The organism is Thalassoroseus pseudoceratinae (genome assembly GCF_011634775.1).
Taxonomy (GTDB): Bacteria; Planctomycetota; Planctomycetia; order Planctomycetales; family Planctomycetaceae; genus Thalassoroseus; species Thalassoroseus pseudoceratinae.
The window spans coordinates 1,167,183-1,183,930 of the sequence record NZ_JAALXT010000001.1 but is presented as its reverse complement, the minus strand read 5'-3'; the positions used below and the strand labels follow the sequence as shown (position 1 = coordinate 1,183,930).

Here is a 16,748-nt window from a genome sequence, read left to right as displayed (position 1 = left end):
ATGTAAACCGTGTTCTGTCTCGTGGCCGTCAAACTTTTGTCAAACTTTTGTCAACGATGTAAACTGCTTTGCTATAATGGTTTGCATTTGATGTTTTTGGCGGTTTGACAGGTCACGCAATGACGGGACATACTGAGCGACTTTCCCCGCTACCGTTTTCGGATTCCAATCACGATGAACCAGTCGACTGATTTTCACCGCAGCCACGAACTCTTGTCCGTGGGGCGTTCCCGCTTGCTAATCGTGGACGTCCAAGAGAAATTCGTTCCCCACATTTCTGGGGCCGCTCGGGTCATCGAAGGATGTCGCCGGTTACTCACGGGGGCAAAGATTCTCGATGTACCCGCAGTCGCGACGGAACAATATCCCAAGGGATTGGGACCAACCGTCTCGCCGCTTGCCGACTTCTTTGAGGACCGACCTGACAAGCTTCGCTTCAGCGCAGCCGAGTTACTGCCTTGGTCGTTGAATGAAGATGACGAACAGACCCGCGATCAAATAGTGATTGCCGGCATCGAGACGCACATTTGCATTTTGCAAACGGCTTTCGATCTGATGGAACGCGGACTACGGGTGTTCATTGTCGCTGACGCCGTCAGTAGTCGGTCGACCACCCATCACGAACTGGCATTGAAGCGACTTCGCGATGGCGGTGCGGTGATCACGACGACCGAATCAGTTCTTTTCGAGTGGTGCGAAGTTGCCGGAACGGATACGTTCAAGCAGATCAGCCAACTCGTGAGAGAACCTTTGCCCGAATAGAAGGCGTTATTCACACTTCGGCGGCCGCTTTCATCTTTTCAAGGCCGATCTTTGCGACTTCGGTCGGGTCTTGCTGCCAAAGGTCTTCGCGAAATAACTCCAATGATAGACAGCGGTTATAACCGATTTGTCGGAGCAAATCGCAGTATCGTTTCAGATCGATGCAACCGTCGCCCGGCATGACTCGATGCGGGTCGCGTTGTGTTTCGCGTGGCGGATCTGCGGGGGCATCGTTGAAGTGTGAAACGGCAATTTGCTCCGGGCGAAGTTTGGCAATTCCCTCGACACCCCCGCCCCCACGAAAGCAGTGAAACGGATCGACGACCGTGGTGGCATCGGGATCGCCACAGCGTTCCATGATGTCGATGGCAGCCTCGATGGTGTTGACTTCGTCGGCGAATCCCAGGTATTCCATCACCGGTTTCACACCGAATTCGCGACCGACCGCCAGCAACTTTGCGTATTGTTCCGCTCCAAAGTCAAAGTCGCTGACATCGTGATGCGGTGGACCGGCGATTGAGTGTGGGGCTCCGACTTCGGCCGCCTGTGCCAAGCGACGGCGAATTTCATCCATCGCAATTCGGTACTCGTCGCCACTGCGATCCCACCACCCTTTGAGGAAAATGGTCGTGGGGACCGATAACCCTTGGTCTCCCAATGCCTTCCGGATATCCGCCAAGCTGCCACCGTTCTGGACGTGTGCATCAATATCATCGTGCCAGAGTTCAATCGCTTTGTAGCCCACCTCACCGGCGATTCGGATTTTCTCAAGAATCGGTGTTGGTTTAATCGTACTTGAGTTGAGCGAGTAGATAAAATCGGGCATGGTGAGCTTCCATCAGCGACAATAGTGTTCGTGCAACGCACTGAATGATACTGTTCGGACACGCGTCAGCGTACCCAGCCAATTCCGACAACGCAATTTGAACAGGCCAGAATGAAAGTGCTTCGACGAACTTCGCAGGCGACCTGTTTGGTTTGGTGTTTGATTTCCTCGGGAATCATCATCAGCGGATGTGGCGATGCCAAACCATCGCGGTCAGAAGCATCGAATTCGACCGTACAATCCGAAACTCGTCCGCCGAACACCCCAGTCGAATCGGACGATCAATATGAGCCGGTTGTCCCGCCCCAAGAACTTACTCCGGCGACGCCTCCCGTGTTTGAGCCCGTGACACCACCGGTTGCCGCGACAAATTTTCGGCGTGCCGACACTCGTCCCGTGCGGGATGCCGCTGAATTAGCTTCGGTCGGGATTCATCAATACGAGTCGAAGCATCTGCTACTCTACACCGACATTCCCGCCGAGATTGCCAGCCGACTACCGGCGTTTGTCGATGCATTGTATCTCGAGTGGGAGCGGTATTTCTCACCATTGCCCCCGGACCGCGATGGTCAACCGTTCCAAATGACCGGCTATCTGATGAAAGATCGGGACTTGTTCCGTCAAATGGGGCTGTTGCCGGACGATCTGCCGCAGTTCTTGAATGGTCGGCATCGGGACCGGGAATTTTGGATGAACGAGCAGGAATTCGATTACTACCGTCGTCATCTCCTGCTGCACGAAGCCACACACTGTTTCATGTCCGTGCGTCGGAACAACAACCTGTTGCCCCCGGTTTGGTACATGGAAGGCATGGCGGAATACTTTGCGACTCATACCGTCGATGCCGATGGCAAAACGGTTTTTGGAGTCATGCCACACAACAAAGATGATTTCGCCGGGCTAGGACGGATTCCCCTGATTCAGCAATCGATTGAGAACGGAGTTTATCTCAATCTTGGTGACGTACTCGAACTGACGCCGAACGACTTTTTGAAGAACGAAGCGTACGCCTGGTCCTGGGCATTGTGCTACTGGTTGGATCATCATCCGGAATACTTCGCGAGATTCCAGGAGCTTGGACGAACCAGGTCTCGGCCGGAGTTCCAAAACCAATTCGAAAAGGTGTTTCAGAGCGACGTGGATGATATGACGATGGGATGGGGACTGTTCGTGAATGGCCTTATGGAGGGATATGATGTGCCGCGGGCGTCTGTCGTCGAAACCCCTGCGGAGCCGCTTCCCACGGCCGGACAGGCAAGCATACCGGTTCGAGCCGATCGCGGTTGGCAGGCGACTGGTGTCGAAGTCAAACGCGGTGTTTCCTACGACATCCGGGCTTCCGGGCAAGTGACTTTGGCTCAAGAACCCAAGCCATGGGTCAGTGAACCCGGCGGAATCACCTTCGACTATTTCGATGGACTCCCGTTGGGACAATTGCTACTCGCCGTTCGAGACGACACAGCAGGACTGCAAGGACGGGCCGATCGTCTGCTCCACCCCCTCCCAATGGGCCATGAGGCGGCCTTTATGGCACCGGTCGATGGTACGATCTACCTTCGCGTGAATGACCGATGGAATCGCCTCGGCGACAATTCCGGACACTACTTGGTCAACATCCGCGAAATCACCGAGTAACCCAGATGAAGTCTTATGCCAACGGGTTTGGTTGTTTTTTGGCCTTCACGCCTTCCTCGATCGTTGCCCGGAGATCTCGCAATTTGAGCGGCTGCACGAGCACGCGAGCTCGGTCCAACGACTTGAGTTTCTTCGCCAACTTCTGCTGTTTTTCCGAGAGAACCGCGATGGTGAACACTGATTGATCGTTGGCGGTGGAGACGGCTTGCTGGAAGACTTCGCCAATTTCGCTGCCGATGGAATCTCCCATCAGGATGAGGCAGTCGGGCGGGTTTTGGTTGAGTCGGCTAATTCCGCGTTGGGCGTCCCCGACAAGCATGACTCGATAGCCATGTTTCGATAGATATTGGCGGAGCGCATCTTGCTGCTTTACCCGGTTTTCCACGCAGAGAATTGTCGGTTGACCGTTGGAAGTTGCTTTATTGTTGGCAGGTTTGCTTTCATCCAGTTCATTGAGAGCTTTTCGCAAGTCTGCGGAGACTTCAGCGGCCGTTTGATACCGTTGGCTGGCGCTGGGGTGTAACAGCCGATCAACAATTTCGCAAACGCGATTCGGCAGCGTCGGTTCAATCGACCGGACAGGGCGGATGTTCGTGTATCGTGTGGACATGCGACGCTCGTCCGGCTTTTTCGTCGCTGGCCAAGGCGGTTGCCCGGTGAGAAGTTCGTAGTAGACCGCCCCGAGAAAGAACAGATCGCTGCGCGGATCGTTCCGACGTGCCCCCGGCAACTTTTCGATGGCTCCGTATTCCAGTGCCCGGGCGTTGGCTTCACTATCTTCACTCTCGAAATCGCCGCTTTCGTCGTCGCCGCCCAGCCCGAAATCCACAAGCTTCGCAACGCCGTCCATTCCCATCAGAATGTTCGTCAGCTTGATGTCGCGGTGGGTGACACCTTGAGAGATTGCGTAAGCCAAACCTTGAGCGGCGTCCAGGGTGATACGTGTGGCATCCAGTGCGGACAGCTTTCGCCGCATTTGCAGGAACTCTTTGAGATTCCCACCCTGAACGAACTCCATCACAAAATAGTGGTAACCCCGTTCGGCTTCGATTTCGTCAATCCGCACGATGTTGCGATGACGGAGTTTCTGGCACATCTCCGCTTCACGCTGGAATTGGGCCACCATGGTCGGGTCGTCCGCCCAGCGTTTCCGAAGCACCTTCAATGCGAACGTTTCGCCGTCGGAAAGGCGACTCGCTCGAAACACTCGCGCGAAACTCCCCGAGGCGTTCCGGTACATAATCTTGTAATTGCCCAGCACCAACTCGTCGGCGGCGTCTTGTCGAATCCGTCCGGTCTGGTACGAAGTGAGGGTACCCGTTTGTTCGAGAACCTTCAGCAGATCGTCTGGTGTTTGCGACCGGGAACCAACTTGGATCAGGGCGTCATCGATCTGCTGCTGAGTGAGTAGACGGGCTTGGATCAAATCGTGCGTGAGTTGATCAATCGTGGTGATGGGCATGGAGGAACAGAGACCTTTCACCGGAAAAAAACCGATCGGCCACCGTTCTGAAACGAGACGGTATCCGAAATCGAAACCAAATACGAATAGGCCCGATAATTGACGATGGTATCACGGACTCGGTCGTGTTCAAGCGTAAGCCGACCACCCTAGTTCGAAGTCACCGAACCCGTTTTCCCCGACCGCATAGTAACCCGCAGAATAATCAGGATTGCTACCAATCCGAAAGCCGTTCCCCAAGCCAATGGGCCGAAAACGGCTTGCCGAACAACTGTGCACACAATACACGCAAGCAACGCCACCAATCCCCAGCCAAATCGCCACGCCATCAGTTGTTCCACGAAAATCAAACAGAGAACGGCTCTGAGTAGCCAGCGAATCAAGCCGTTTCCATCGTCATCAGCTTGGCTGACACGAGGTGCTTCTTTCCATGTTGGTTGGTAGGAGAATTTGGCTCCTGGAAGCAACTCTTGCTCGAACGTGGACTTCGAAACCGTGTGGAGTTGGCTTTCGCTCGGATCTGGATTAACCGCGAACCAGCCCGCTCCGCGATCCGTCGAGGCGATCCGGAACTCGTAGAACCCGGAAAGCGACGTGTTGTCCCACTGTAGGGCGTTCTCCGAGGAACTGGCTTGCAGGGTGGCTTCGGTTTGGTCCGGAGCGACGACAATCGCCGAACGATCGGAGCGGTATCCCGTCAGTGTGAGTGGCTCGCCAACTTGCCGATTGCGTTCGGCCCAACGCCCTGCAACTACGTATCGCACGGTTTCGCTGATGATCGGCGGAAAACTTGTATTCGGTTGAACCGGCCAAAGTCCCCAGCGGTCGTCAACGGAGGTCGTGATGAGAATGACACGGCCCCAACCCACTTTTCGATCCAGCAACGCTGCATCGCCATTCGTGAAGTTGAGAACACGCTCGACTTGCATGCCGTCTTCGATGCTGGTGCGGAAATACTTGAACACAATCGTGTCTTCCAATCCTGTACCCGGATTGCCGAGATAGGCATTGACGATTGGATGTTTCAGTTCGATGGGATCAAACTGAAAGATGGCATCAAGATCGTCCTCCGCCGTGCCGCCAGCGGTTTCGAGAAGCTTTGCCGGCAGCAAGCCCTGCCCGTCCGCAAACAGCGTTTGATTGTAATTCGCCGCCTGTACCCGATCGCCAAGGCAAATCACCAAACCGCCGCCAGCTTCGACAAATCGCGAAAGAAGTGTCGCTTCCTGTTCGGTGATCAAGGCGACATCGCAGAGGAAAACGCAGTCGTATCGGCTCAAATCAACCGCGGCTAACTCGCCATCTCCGATGACTTGAGTTGCTGTGGCGTTCATGCCGATCGCGGTTTCCGGCGACGATTGCAGCACTTGCTGTAAGTAGAATGTCGCCGTTTCGCGAGGTCGTCCCGCGGGGCGACCATTCACCAGCAAGACGTTCAATTTCTCTTTCACGGGGACCGCGAGAAACCGATGGTCATCGACACTAAGAGCATCTTCATTCGCGAAACGTGCCTCCACGCGAAATTCTCCGGCCGAAGCAAAGGTCGTTTCAAAGTCGACGGTGGCACTATCATCGGCGGCAATGTCGACTTGCTCGCTGGCCACCACTCGGTCGTTAACGACCAATTGTACCGATCGGGAACCCGAAGAGTTCAACGAGTGATTCGACACTGTGACGCGAAAGTTCGCCGGTCGTCCGGTGGTGACGTAGGGATCGACGATTGAAAACGAGGAAATCGCCAAGTTCGCGGCATCCGGTTGGCCGACCGGGAGAAAAAAGACTCGTGCTTGTTCGCTGAGTCGCTTGAGCGTCCGACCAACTTGGCTCTGCCGACCTGACGCTTCTGGTTGCCAAGAGGTTTGTTGGAAGTCGCTGATGAAGACGACTTCTTTCTGCGTGATGGCGCTGGCTTCGGCCAACAGGGTTTCTACGTCTCTCAGCGATGTAACGACATCCGCAACCTCATGAGTTTGACGCAGGTTGTCCACTTCGCTGAGCACTTGCGATTTTTGGTACGACGGTTTTTGAACCAGGACGGTCGGCGGAAGCGTTCCCATCCTCACAAGGTTCAAGGCGTCGCCCTGACGGCTTGACGAAATCACCTCTCGTGCCAGTTCGCGAGCCTGCTCGAATCGGCTTTGCTCACTGGATTGATGGGCGAGACTCATTGACGTATCGACTACGACAATGCGGTGTGTTGGTGCATCACTCTGAAAGAATGACCCCAACGCCGACATATACGGTCGAGCGAGTGCTGTCACTAACAGAAGCAAAATCAACACTCGGATCGCCAAGAGCAGCAACTGCTCCAGTCGAATACGTCGCGAATGTTTTCGCGTCGCTTGCAGCAGAAACTGCATGGCGGCCCAGTCGGTTACCTTGTAGCGGCGACGATGTAGCAGGTGGATCAACACCGGCAACCCCGCCACCGCCGCCCAACCGAGCATTCCCCAATTTGCAAATCCGGCTTGAGCGAACACTGCGAATGAGGAATGGCCGAGGATCGATTCGTTGAAAATCAGATGCAACCCATTCAAGGTTTGTCATGCCCTTTATTTGGGGGTCGCGAGCGTCACTTTGAGCTTAACGCGTTTTCCATCCCGAATGACAACGACGGCAACTTGCTCGCCCGCTTTGAACTTCCGCAAGGCGAGATCGAAATCGTCAAGTCCGCCGATCTTGCTATCACCGAACTCGACGATCACGTCACCAGCCTTCAGCCCACCCTTATCCGCCGGGCTGCCCGGTGAAACACCTTGCAACGCATATCCTTCGATCTCGTTCGCGAAGTCCGGAATACTGCCAAAATACGGACGATTCCCCGACCGCATCGGGTTCGCTTTTTCTTTGACTTGCACGTATTCCGGGCGTTCGGGCTCGTTGTCGGTGGCGACGACGATCTTTTCCAGCAACGCCACAATGCGATCGATCCCGGAAACGTTGATCTTGTCCCAATCGTCGCTCGGTCGGTGATAATCGCGGTGTGTGTTTGTAAAGAGGTGCAAGACCGGAATCTTCTTGGCATAGAATGAAGATTGATCGCTCGGGCCGAATCCCTCGGGTTTGAAGGTTAGCTTCAGGCCGGAATCTTTTCCGATCGGTTCAAGTAACTTTTCCCATCGTTTTGCGGTTCCGGTGCCGAAGATGGTCAGTGAATCGTCCCGCAACCTGCCAACCATGTCCATGTTGAACATCGCGATCGTATTCTTAAGCGGGAACACCGGCTCTTTGCAGTAACGTGCGGAACCAACGAGTCCGATTTCTTCCGCTGTGAACGCGATGAACACCAACCGCCGTTTCGGTTTTTCTTCACGATTGGCCAGCCGTTCGGCGAGTTCCAACAAAGCGACCGTGCCAGAGGCGTTGTCGTCGGCTCCGTTGTGCACTTCGTTCGAGCCGGGAGCCAATGAACCCGCGCCGCCCATGCCGACGTGATCGTAATGAGCCCCAATCACAATAGTTTCGTCTTTCAGCGGTCCTTCGCCTTCCAAGACTCCAATAACGTTTTTGATTTCCGATTTCACTCGCTCGACCGTCACCGTTCCATCAGCCTTCCAACCTTTCAGGATGGCACTTTGCGGTTTGAGGTCTTCGTCGATTTGGGTTTCCAACTCGCTGAGTGTTTTGCCGAGACTGGCTGACAATACTCGGTTCGCCACCTCTTGCGTGATATGGGCAACTGGAATCGATTTGTCTTTGCCATCGCCACCGTAACCAAACTCCATCAACGGATCGGGATCGAACTTGTCAATCTGCTGCCGAACTGCACGAATTTGCTTTTGGGTATCGACTTGCTGTTGCTTCAATTTCTTCGCAGCGTCTTCGTCGTCGGGGCTGACTTCCGCGATTTTTTGGGCGAGTTCTTTTCGTTTCGCGCGGGCTTTCTGAAGTTGGTCTTTGAGGTTGCTCAATTCGCTCGCTCGGCTGTAGGGATCGTTCACGAACAAAACCGCCGCCGCCCCACGTTGGTAGGCGTTGCTGAGTTTCGTCGACAACGCCGCATGTCGTGACACACCGCCGTGAACACCGGCAAATGGACTGCCCTTCTTGCCCTGTTGCGGGTTGCGTCGCATGATGATCGCGATCGCGTCTTTTAGCTCAACGCCGTCGAAATCGTTGTATTTCTCATGCTCAATACCATAGCCGCAAAACACTAGTGGCTTATCGAACTTGCCGGAACCACCAAACGAACAGACTTCGAAATCTTCATCGAGTTTGAGTTCGATCGTTTTGTCATTCGGACCGGTAAGCGTCAATTTGTTTGGTTGGCCGAGCTTGGAACCGGTCGTGATCTCAAATGTCTGGAAGGCATCGCCGTTGACGGCATCGACTTTCAGCCCGGCTTCTTGGAAGGACTTTTTGACGAACTCGGCGGCTTGGTTCAAACCCTCTGTGCCCACGCCGCGACCGTCCAGATCATCGGATGCGAGATACTTCAGATCATCCAGCAGCGATTTTTGCGTGGCGGAAAGTTCCTCAGCGATGACGGGGGATGGTCCCCCCTGCCCGACGCACAAGCACGCCCACAGACCAATCAGCAATCGAAACCAATTTCGCGACATCAGCGGAATTCTCCTCGATATTCGTTGTGCTCAAGCGATCTCTGCTTGGGCAACGAGATTCGGCGGAAAGGTGGAGTCCATTCAATAAACCAATATTGTAAAGCGCGTTCGCCTCGTGACACCAGTATCCGGAGTCAAAGAAGTCGCAACCATTGGAAACTCATTCATGGAATCGCGGGAGACGGAAATCGGTGTTAGAATGTGATCCCATCTGACGCCAACCGCTCGCAAAGGATCAGCCGATGAATCGCAGAGACATTTTGAAAAGCGCCGCCCTCGGATTGACCGCGACCGCATTGCCGGGGGCATGGTTAACGAGTGGTGCCTTTGCCGCTCCCGCATCGTCGCGTCGCCGTGTCGGGTTGATCGGCACCGGATGGTATGGCAAGTGCGATCTCACACGTCTCATGCAGATCGAACCCGTTGAAGTCGTCGCGTTGTGTGATGTCGATCAGAAGATGCTGAAGGAAGCGGGCGATCTGATTGCCTCGCGACAAGAATCCCAAAAGACTCCAAAACTCTACGGCGACTATCGAAAGATGCTTGCCGATCAGGAGATGGATATCGTCCTCATCGACACGCCCGATCACTGGCATGCGTTGCCGATGATTGCAGCGGCCAAATCGGGGGCGGATGTCTGGGTGCAAAAGCCGATCAGCGTGGATGTTCTGGAAGGCAAAGCGATGGTCGATGCCGCTCGGAAACACAAACGCATCGTGCAAGTCGGCATGCAACGTCGCAGCACGCCACATCTGATCGAAGCCCGCGACCGCGTCATCAATGAAGGACTGCTCGGCGATATCGCTCAGGTCGAGACCTATTGTTACTACCACATGCGAGCCAAAGCGAATCCGCCCGCCACGCAACCGCCGGAGTGGTTCGATTATGACATGTGGACGGGCCCCGCACCGATGCGACCTTATACGAGTTTGACTCATCCGCGGAGTTGGCGGGCATTCTGGGAATACGGCAACGGCATCATGGGCGACATGTGTGTGCATATGCTCGACATGGTGCGGTGGATGCTCGAACTTGGCTGGCCAAAGCGTATCGCTTCCAGCGGCGGGATTCTCGTCGATGAAAAGTCAATCGCGAACATTCCCGATACGCAAAACGCGATCTTCGAGTACGACGATTTCGACATCCTCTGGACGCACCGCAGTTGGGGCAATCCGCCCGATCCGGAATACCCCTGGGGAGCCACCCTCTACGGCACTAAGGGCACGCTAAAGTTGAGTGTCAATCGCTACGACTTCACTCCCCACGGCCCCGGCAAGAAACTCCACGGGGATGCGGTGATCGAACTCGACAAATACCCGCTCGACGGACCGGACAAAAAACTCATCCGGCTCGAACAACACGTCGCCTCCGCTATCCGTGGCCACATGCGTGACTTCCTCACCGCCATCGACAACCGCACAAACCCCGTCGCCGACATCGAACAAGGCCACATCTCCGCCGCCAGTTGCATCCTCGCGAACCGCTCGATGCAGTTAGGTCGATCGTTAGTGTTCGACCCGGAACAACACATCGTCATCGGCGATGAGGAAGCGACGAAACTGTTGCAGCGACCGTACCGCGAACCGTGGAAACATCCACATTCGAATCAGTAGATTGGGCTGTACCTGACAAATTGCTATGAGCATCAGGCCCATTATCCGTAGGGTGCGTCAAGACGCACCGCAATACCGCGCGGAATCATGGTGCGTCACGACGCACCCTGCGGATACTAGGGGTACAAATCTATGCATAATTTAGCGTGTGATCCATCCACATTGGCCGGGCCGATTGATGATCGCGTCGTTGCGGAGTTATCGAAACGCTACCCGCTCGATCCTGATTTCCTCGCTTGCATGGCGACGTGTCACGGTGGGCAACCGGCAATTGGCACGGTGAAGGTCAACGGTCAAACTTATCGAGTCGCTGAGTTCCTCACATTGCTGGATGAACAATCGAAACTTGAAGGCGACTTTCGTCCGCACTTCGAGCGAACTGGTACCGATGAGCGTGTCGTCAAGTCGATTGACTCGGTGATGAATACCGACGGCAATACCTATGTAGCGCTGTTCTCGGATATCGTGCCGTTCGCCGCCACGGAAACCGGTATGTGTCTTGACCGTGGCTATGTCGATCTGTTCTGTTTTGACTATCGTGACCAACCCACGATCCCAAAGGTCGTGCTTTGGGAATCGCACAACGCAATGACTGCCTATTTCGAGTGGGAGTCGTTGCCTTTCGATCAGCAGTTTGGGGATGATGACGAGTTTTTGAACGTCAACTGGGACTCATTCCTCGTCTCCATCGCGGATTCGTTTCGCGACTTTGTCAACAAGCTGCAACCGAACTCAGTCAATTCATGACTCATTCAGGCACAGGCCGACCGACGGGTGTTCGTTCTGTTCGATATTTGCAGCTGGTTCCGGTGGCTGTTTCAAGTCGAGAAACGAATCAAAGCCCACCGCGATCACCATCACGACGCCGACGATGAGTTTGCTGGCCGTGCCGAGCAGACGGCCGATCATGGCTCCTTTGCCGATGGCGAGGCGTTCGGTGGTCGTTCGCTCCAGCGAGGATTCTCCAAGATACGCCCCGGCGAATGCTCCGCCTGCACCGCCGCCGACGGCTCCGATGATGGGGCCGATCACGGGAATTGGAATGCCGACCGTCGCGCCGAGGATACTGCCGACGATCGTTCCAACGATGGAGAAAATGATGCCGCGTCGGCTGCCACCCTGCTTCGCGGCTCCGGCGGCACCGGCTAGAAATTCAACGATCTCGCCGATTGCCGCCAAGATGAGAATGGCGATGACGACCGTCCAACTCACATGTGGTGTCTGCCCGACAGGTTGGAGATACGCATAAAGAGCCGTGAACAGGACAATCAGCCAATTTCCCGGCAGCCCGAACGCCGTCGAAACCCATGCAATAAGATTCGCGACGAGCAGTAGTACGGCCCATAGATAGACCATTGAGTACAAATTCTATTAAAGAGTTGAGGAAGGAATCACTGTCCGACGGGGCCGTGTTTCATGGGGGTGATCCAAATGAATGGTCGGCCACCTTCGTCGATTTTCAGCTCGCGAACAAGACCGCTTTTCGCAGTGACTCGCCGGATCAGCAAGCTCCACGATGTTGTACGGGATGGGTGATCGACACGAATCTCATCGAGGTCAATTCGTTGTCTGGCGATGCCGTCGAGGTCCAACCGCATTGGGATGTTCGTCTTGGCTTCGATGGTCGCCAGGAGATCCATCAATCCGACATCCTGAAGATTCACCGGCAGGAGTTTGAACAATATCGGTGCGGTCTCGATGGGGGCGTTTTTCGGCTCCCAACCGACCGGCCAAAGTTTGGCATCAGAGTTGAGTGGTTCTACGACGAGTTCCAGCTCTCCGCTGGGCGTGCGACGCGGACGGAAACCAAGGTTTTGCTCTCGCAACATGATCGCGAGTGCCGTTCCATGCGAAAAACCAGCCACCGATTGTGCGACCGTGGTCTTGTCTTGACCTTGGAGTCGTAGCCACGCTCGAGCCGATTTTGAGATTTGAACTGGGATGTCTTCCGGAAGGTTCAGTCGTCCGAGCGCCGTCTCAAGCGGCAGATTTTTCAACTCTTGCTCGACTTCCAGACTCAGCGTGCCGAAGATGGTCCCGAACTGCGTCTTGGTCAAACCCCAAAGTGGTTGGCCCTTCGGATCGCCTTGTTGGCCGTATTTCTTGAGTTCATCGAGATAGCTGCGAAACTCGTTGAGATTGTCGAGCGTAAACGCGGCACTCGGTAAAACGACACGCCCCCGGCGATCCAAGACGGCAACGACATCAACTTTACGAACACCCCGCACATTCCGTTCAGAGACACCAGGCTCGTCGACGGATCGTCTCGTGCGAACCTGAGGCGAATACCCGAGTTTGCTCAGCTGTGATGCCCAACGTTGAGCTTCGTAACTCGTGCCCGGTGCTTCCATGAGGAGTTCCACCGAGACAACCGTTTGCGGAGTCCTTGTGCCACGTATGGTGTTGGTGACTCGCGTCGTGCTGGTTGGGCGCGATGGGGGTGTGACTGATTTCGGTTGCCGACCGCGATACGGTTTGACGGTGTAAAGCTGCCCCCATGCGGTGGCCGTTCCGCAGAGGATGAGGCCGCAAAGGGAACCCAGGTGAGCGAAGCGGATCAATCGTCGCGAATGAATCATGCAGTTCCTAACGCGGTAAACGGAGCGCGAATGGCGATGCGAGACCGCTCTTTTTACTCATCCTATCGGTCGTCGTGTTGGTCGACCAGATGGTTTTTCGCGATTCCCGTCAGGCGTTGGGGAACTGGCGGTGGAAACACCGCTCTAGAAAACTGCAAGGTGAGTTCAGCCGTCGAACTGCTTGCAGCGAATGAAATGGATGCGACGACTCGGCAAATTGACCGAGTCGTTCGCAATGTCACGAAGTTTGTAACGTTCGGTTACGTGTGGACCGTCTGCCACTGGGGCTATTCACCTGGCAGGTCGATGGGAATATCCCCATCGAGGTAACGCCAATTCTTGATGAAGCTGATGAGGTTCGCCATCTGTTGTGGCGTAATGTTTTTCTCCAAACCGACTGGCATCAGAGAAACGCCGTCGGATTTCATCTGCTCGATGTCGCTACGCAACAGCGTGATCGTTTTGCCTTCGGGTTGCTTCAGGGTGACAGACGTCGCGGTTTCGGTCGCCACCAAACCGGTGTAGATTTGGCCTTCGACGGTCAGCACTGTGAAACTGAAGTAGTTGTTATCAACGGCTCGGTTGGGGTCGAGAATGTTTGTCAGTAAGTACTGTGGAGTTTTCGTGCGAGAGTCGGCGATGTCGGGAGCGACATTCACGCCGATCTTGCCGATGCGATGGCACGTCGCACAGTTCTTCGCGAACACTTCTCGTCCGGCAGCCGCGTCTGCTTTGAGTGACAACGCCGTTTGGTAATCACTGAGAACTTGCTTGCGGTCTGCGGGGGTTGCTGCCTGAACGATCTTGGCGAAGGCTTTGCGGATTTCCGGATTCCGATGTGAGGTCAAACGTCGCGATTGAAAGACAGAAAGTTCCGCCGGTTTAATTTTTTGGGCCTCCATTTGACTCAACAGGACTTCTGTGGCCGTCGGGACGGTGATGGCGGCATCAAGGATTTTGCTTCGTAGCGTTGGAGTTTGCTCAGCGAATCCTGACTTCAATAACTGCGCGACCCGCGAACTGGAGCGTTGACCCAACACGGTGATTGCGGCCATCCGAATGGATTGCGGTTCGCGAGACGTCGCCAGCTTGAACAGCGTTTCATCGGCATCCGCTAACCCTTGCGCGAGGAAATCCATCGCGACTTGTCGAACACTCGCGGTGGCTCCCGAATTGGCAGCGAGTTCCAATGCCTGCGAAGCGATCGCGTTGATGCGTTCTTGAAGTGGCTCGTCGAGTGTTTTGACGACGTTGGGCAATCGCTGCCCACGACTCCGCAATCCTGATGCGAGTCCGTTCAGGAATTGCAATTGCGTCACCAGCAATTTGTCGTCCGACAATTCACTGATGGTTGCAAACGCCTGTTTGGTCTCGGCGGGTTGGTTGCGACGGCCAATGTAGTTACCCAATTGAGACAAGAATTCATCAGCATCGCCCACGCGGGGAGAGTTTGTGATTCGCGTTAGCAGTTCCGTAGGTTTCTTCGTGGCGATTAGAACGGCGGAACCGATCCAATCATCTCGAAGGTTGTTCAACGCGATTTCTGCGAGGGTGTCGCTGGCATCGTCCGCGGCGTAACTCAGGCTGAGCGCGATTTGAAATTGCAATCGCGGGTCCGCTGTTTTCGCACGGTCTCGAATGACGCCCAGCAACTCTGCATCGGATTCGCTCAGCCATTCTTCGGTGAAACGAACCGCAATTTCGGCGACGCGATCCTTGTCCGACTTGATCGTCGAAAGAACCAAATTGCGATTCGACTCCAACCCTCCCAACGACCGCAACACGCTGAGTGCCGCGACTCGGCCGGCTGGCTTGCGAGCGGTTTTCAACTGTTTGGCCACTGCGGGAATGATGGATTTGTCTTGCCGCTCAACGAGCAGTCGCACTGCGGTTTCCCGTTGCGAAGTGTTGGCATCGAGGAGCGGGACCAGTTTGGAAGAGGGGAAATCCGCGAGGTTCGTCACGGGTTTGTCTTCTTCATCGGTCGTGATCGGTTTTTTGGTCAGCCGATAAATCCGACCGCGAGTGTCGCCATTGGTGAGATCGCGACGCGTTTTGAGTTCCGTGGGCATGAACTGTGGGTGTTCGATCACAGCTCGGTACATATCGCAGACGTACAACGCACCATCCGGTCCGTGAGCCAAATTGACCGGGCGAAACCACGAATCCTTGCTTGCCAAAAATTCCACTTCTTTGCGTCCTGGTGTCGAGTTGAAAGTCGCCCCCATCGGCGACCAAACATCGCGGTGCACCAAACTTCCGGTCGGCTCGCAGGTGAACGAGTTGCCGTAGAATTGGGGCAATGCACTTCCTCGGTAAACGGTCACCCCGCAGGCGGCGGTGAATTGGCCGGAGTGCAAGGTGGAAGTCGTCCAGGCATTGACCTTCGGATAGACTCGACTGTTTTCGGCGGCTGGTGAGACATCGTGTGCGGTTTGGCTAATCGCCAATTGTGGATTCTTCTTCAGATAGTGGTCTTCGAAGACGAGATGTTTACATGGGTTTCGATTGCTACAGACAAATCGTCGGCCGTAGTCATCGAATGTCAGTCCAAATTGGCCAATGCCGGTGACGGCTTCGTATTCGCCGGTCAGTGGATCGAAACGGAAGTCGCGGCCGCTGAGTGAAATTGGTTTGGCGTCTTTGGCCCATTCTTTTTTTCGTGCGATCACGTCACCGCCACGTAGACCGTTAGCGATGTAAACGTACCCGTCGATTCCCAACGTCGGGTGGTTCGCCCGCAATTGGGGGTTTTGTTCGGCGAAGCCGGTGAACCATGTTTCACGCACGTCCGCTTTGTGATCGCCGTCGGTGTCTTTGAAGTAGGCAACTTCGCCAGCCATGGTGACGATCACCCCGCCCCGCCACGGCAAAACGCCGTTGGCAAACAGCAATTCGTCGGCGAAGACGTGAGCCGTTTCGAAGAAGCCGTCGTCGTCTTTGTCTTGAAGATATTTAATCTTCGACTTTGGTGCTTCACCATCGGCCGGACCGTTCGGGTAGTCCGTCATCTGCACGACATACAACCCCGAGGAAGCGTCGAACGCGATCGCAACCGGATCGACGATCTGCGGTTCACACGCGACTAACTCCACATGCACATTGGGATGCACTTCGAGATGCTGAATCGACTCCTTCGGCGGCACCGGGCTCTTCACCATTGCCGATTGAGCGGAAAGACGATCAGCACAAACACACGTCAAAATCCCCGCGAGGACGAACGTCCAACGGACCATGTAATTGACTCCACAACAGATGGAAGGACTTCATGAACGCAACTCCGGAATTATCCACGTTTGCCGATGCGTT

At 55.1% G+C, this 16,748-nt stretch carries 11 protein-coding genes; 4 read left to right on the top strand and 7 right to left on the bottom strand.

Features of this window, described 5'->3' with window-relative positions:
* The first annotated feature begins 174 nt into the window (after window positions 1–174).
* Entirely contained in the window at window positions 175–762 is a 588-nt protein-coding gene (locus tag G6R38_RS04355; RefSeq protein ID WP_240928062.1) for a hydrolase, read from the top strand.
* A 10-nt stretch (window positions 763–772) separates the two neighbouring features.
* On the opposite strand, the gene G6R38_RS04350 is transcribed toward G6R38_RS04355, so the two are convergent.
* The gene (locus tag G6R38_RS04350) at window positions 773–1,588 is read right to left on the bottom strand and encodes a sugar phosphate isomerase/epimerase family protein (RefSeq protein ID WP_166820431.1); all 816 of its coding nucleotides are present in this window, start codon (window positions 1,586–1,588) and stop codon (window positions 773–775) included.
* A 111-nt stretch (window positions 1,589–1,699) separates the two neighbouring features.
* Between G6R38_RS04350 and G6R38_RS04345 the strand changes: the two genes are divergently transcribed.
* Complete coding sequence (locus tag G6R38_RS04345) at window positions 1,700–3,223, top strand: DUF1570 domain-containing protein (protein WP_166820430.1); 1,524 nt, start codon at window positions 1,700–1,702, stop codon at window positions 3,221–3,223.
* A gap of 13 nt (window positions 3,224–3,236) precedes the next feature.
* On the opposite strand, the gene G6R38_RS04340 is transcribed toward G6R38_RS04345, so the two are convergent.
* The 3 genes from G6R38_RS04340 to G6R38_RS04330 form a co-directional block, all read right to left on the bottom strand.
* Window positions 3,237–4,685, bottom strand: coding sequence for a serine/threonine-protein kinase (locus G6R38_RS04340; RefSeq protein ID WP_166820429.1), 1,449 nt, complete (start codon window positions 4,683–4,685; stop codon window positions 3,237–3,239).
* A gap of 149 nt (window positions 4,686–4,834) precedes the next feature.
* The gene (locus tag G6R38_RS04335) at window positions 4,835–7,222 is read right to left on the bottom strand and encodes a BatA domain-containing protein (protein WP_166820428.1); all 2,388 of its coding nucleotides are present in this window, start codon (window positions 7,220–7,222) and stop codon (window positions 4,835–4,837) included.
* Window positions 7,223–7,237: 15 nt separating this feature from the next.
* On the bottom strand, window positions 7,238–9,247 hold the full coding sequence (locus G6R38_RS04330; protein WP_166820427.1) for a M20/M25/M40 family metallo-hydrolase: 2,010 nt from the start codon (window positions 9,245–9,247) through the stop codon (window positions 7,238–7,240).
* Window positions 9,248–9,489: 242 nt separating this feature from the next.
* Between G6R38_RS04330 and G6R38_RS04325 the strand changes: the two genes are divergently transcribed.
* Both G6R38_RS04325 and G6R38_RS04320 read left to right on the top strand, forming a co-directional pair.
* Window positions 9,490–10,860 (top strand): Gfo/Idh/MocA family protein, encoded by a 1,371-nt coding sequence (locus tag G6R38_RS04325; protein WP_166820426.1) that lies wholly within the window; start codon window positions 9,490–9,492, stop codon window positions 10,858–10,860.
* A 132-nt stretch (window positions 10,861–10,992) separates the two neighbouring features.
* On the top strand, window positions 10,993–11,607 hold the full coding sequence (locus G6R38_RS04320) for an SMI1/KNR4 family protein (protein WP_166820425.1): 615 nt from the start codon (window positions 10,993–10,995) through the stop codon (window positions 11,605–11,607).
* Here the strand turns inward: G6R38_RS04320 and G6R38_RS04315 are convergent.
* The 3 genes from G6R38_RS04315 to G6R38_RS04305 all read right to left on the bottom strand — a co-directional run bounded on the left by G6R38_RS04315 (window position 11,602) and on the right by G6R38_RS04305 (window position 16,675).
* Window positions 11,602–12,216 carry a DUF456 domain-containing protein gene (locus tag G6R38_RS04315; RefSeq protein ID WP_166820424.1) on the bottom strand — a complete coding sequence of 205 codons (615 nt, stop codon included), beginning with the start codon at window positions 12,214–12,216 and terminating at the stop codon, window positions 11,602–11,604. The genes G6R38_RS04320 and G6R38_RS04315 overlap by 6 nt on opposite strands.
* 35 nt (window positions 12,217–12,251) lie before the next feature.
* Window positions 12,252–13,439, bottom strand: a complete 1,188-nt coding sequence (locus G6R38_RS04310; protein WP_166820423.1) for a hypothetical protein — start codon at window positions 13,437–13,439, stop codon at window positions 12,252–12,254.
* A gap of 287 nt (window positions 13,440–13,726) precedes the next feature.
* Entirely contained in the window at window positions 13,727–16,675 is a 2,949-nt protein-coding gene (locus G6R38_RS04305) for a PVC-type heme-binding CxxCH protein (protein ID WP_166820422.1), read from the bottom strand.
* Window positions 16,676–16,748 lie beyond the last annotated feature (73 nt).